General features: G+C 45.1%; 4 protein-coding genes. All 4 read left to right on the forward strand.

From position 1 onward, the window contains the following. Positions 1-167 precede the first annotated feature (167 nt). From VZ94_RS19360 to VZ94_RS29750, 4 genes are read left to right on the forward strand one after another with little or no spacing between them, the layout of a single operon-like run. Positions 168-1,094 carry an ABC transporter permease gene (locus VZ94_RS19360; RefSeq protein WP_045780495.1) on the forward strand — a complete coding sequence of 309 codons (927 nt, stop codon included), beginning with the start codon at positions 168-170 and terminating at the stop codon, positions 1,092-1,094. 8 nt (positions 1,095-1,102) lie between these two features. After that, positions 1,103-1,783: a biuret amidohydrolase gene (biuH, locus tag VZ94_RS19365; RefSeq protein ID WP_045780496.1), complete on the forward strand. Its 681-nt coding sequence runs from the start codon at positions 1,103-1,105 to the stop codon at positions 1,781-1,783. Continuing rightward, positions 1,780-1,956 carry a hypothetical protein gene (locus tag VZ94_RS29745; RefSeq protein ID WP_239650093.1) on the forward strand — a complete coding sequence of 59 codons (177 nt, stop codon included), beginning with the start codon at positions 1,780-1,782 and terminating at the stop codon, positions 1,954-1,956. The genes biuH and VZ94_RS29745 overlap by 4 nt, the downstream gene beginning before the upstream one ends. Positions 1,957-1,960: 4 nt before the next feature. Next, on the forward strand, positions 1,961-2,218 hold the full coding sequence (locus tag VZ94_RS29750) for an ATP-binding cassette domain-containing protein (protein WP_338040533.1): 258 nt from the start codon (positions 1,961-1,963) through the stop codon (positions 2,216-2,218). Positions 2,219-2,264 lie beyond the last annotated feature (46 nt).

Consider the following 2,264-nt stretch of genomic DNA (forward strand, 5'->3'; position numbering starts at 1 on the left):
TGTCGCTATTTTTTTAGGTGGTATTTTAGCAAGTTCGGGGTTGTTACAGCGCAGTCATCATTTACCTGATGCAACCGTCTTTATCTTACAAGGTATTATTTTTACCTTTATCTTATTTAGTGAAACCTGGTATGGACGTTTGAAAGCGTCATAAAGAGAGAGCAACAATGAATAGCACAGATATTGGTGGCTGGGGCGTTTTATTGGCCATTCTTGCAGGTGCCATTAGAACCAGCACACCGTACTTGTTTGTCAGTTTAGGCGAATGCTTAACTGAGAAAAGCGGACGAATCAACATGAGCCAAGAGGCTAATTTAGTCTTAGGCGCGATGACGGCTTATGCTACGGCTTATCTTACTCAATCCCCTTGGCTAGGTGTGCTGGCAGCAGGTTGCGCAGGTGCGGTTTTAGGCATAATCCATGCCTGGATTTGTGGTCATCCCAAAGTTAACGACATCGCCGTTGGTATTGCTTTAATGTTATTAGGCAATGGCATTGCCTTTTTTCTTGGCAAACCGTTTATTCAACCGATCGCACCTCATTTACCCTCTTTTTCCTTTGGTTTTTGGAGTGATATTCCGCAAGTCAAAGCGGCCCTTGAAATTAATTTATTATTTTTAGTAGGGTTAGCGTTAGCGCCATTATTAGCGTGGTTTTTCACGCATACCCGTTGGGGGCTTATTGTAAGAACCGTTGGCGATAGCCAAGATGCGGCTGAGGCGCTTGGCTTTCCTGTGAATACGGTGCGGCTATTGGCCACGATGACCGGCGGTTTTTTTTCAGGTATCGGCGGCGCTTTTTTGTCTTTGTATTATCCAGGGAGTTGGAATGAAGGATTATCCAGTGGGCAAGGCTTAATTGCTGTTGCGTTAGTTGTTTTTGCGCGTTGGCAGCCTATGCGTTGTCTTTATGCCGCGCTTATTTTTGGTGGTGCTGGGGCAATAGGACCGGCCTTGCAATCGATTGGCTTTACCAGCGGTTATTATTTATTCAATGCGGCACCTTATTTGCTTACTTTGGCATTGATGATTGCTACCTGCTCGCCGCAACGTGCGTTAATCGGAGCCCCCGGCGAGCTTTCTATTACCAAGTGAGGTTCTCCATGTCTAAATTTATCAAAAGCGACCCGTATCTCTATCCCTATAATGGCGATTTGCGCCCTGAAAATACCTGTTTAATTATTATCGACATGCAATTTGATTTTTGTGGCGAAGGCGGTTACGTCGATAAGATGGGCTACGATTTATCGCTAACACGCGCACCGATAGAACCGATTAAACGCGTATTAGCGGCGTGTCGGGAATTAGGCTATCACGTAATACATACCCGTGAAGGTCATCGGCCTGATTTAGCGGACTTACCGGCTAACAAGCGTTGGCGTAGTCAACAAATCGGTGCCGGTATCGGTGATGAAGGTCCGTGTGGCCGGATATTAGTTAGGGGTGAGCCAGGTTGGAATATTATTCCAGAATTAGCCCCTTTACCCTCTGAACCCATTATCGATAAGCCAGGAAAAGGCTCGTTTTATGCGACGGATTTAGACTTGCTACTGCGTAATTTAGGGGTTAGCAATATTATTTTAACCGGTATCACCACTGATGTTTGCGTTCACACGACTATGCGGGATGCGAATGACCGAGGTTATGAGTGCTTATTGTTAGAAGACTGTTGTGGTGCAACCGATTACAACAATCATTTAGCGGCATTACAAATGATTAAAATGCAAGGCGGGGTATTTGGTGCGGTGTCCAGTTCGGCTCATTTTGTCGAGGCCATTACATGACACGCTCAGTTCAGAATGCTGTAGATATTCATCCTTACGCGTTAGAAACGATTGGTATCGCTAAGCGCTTTGGCGCATTACAGGTGTTGAATGACGTCTCTTTTAAGCTGAGAAAAAAGTTCGTTTCACGCGCTATTAGGTGGCAATGGTGCGGGAAAGAGTACGCTAGTTAAATGCATTATGGGTTATTACCAAGCCGATCAAGGTTCGGTGTTGATAGATAACCGCGAATGCGACATACAAAGTACTCGCGATGCGCATCGTTTAGGCCTAGGGATGGTGTACCAGCATTTTACGTTAGTGCCAGAAATGACAGTATTAGAAAACCTAGTACTGTCCCGCGCACCCATACCAAAAGTTATCGATTGGCATAAAGAGCGTCAACATTTAGAGCGGCTGATTGCGCAAAACGCCTTTTCATATCTCGCTGAATAAAAAGTTTCTAATCTTGCGGCTGGTGAGAAACAAAAGTTGAAATTCT

The organism is Methylocucumis oryzae (assembly GCF_000963695.1).
Taxonomy (GTDB): Bacteria; Pseudomonadota; Gammaproteobacteria; order Methylococcales; family Methylomonadaceae; genus Methylovulum; species Methylovulum oryzae.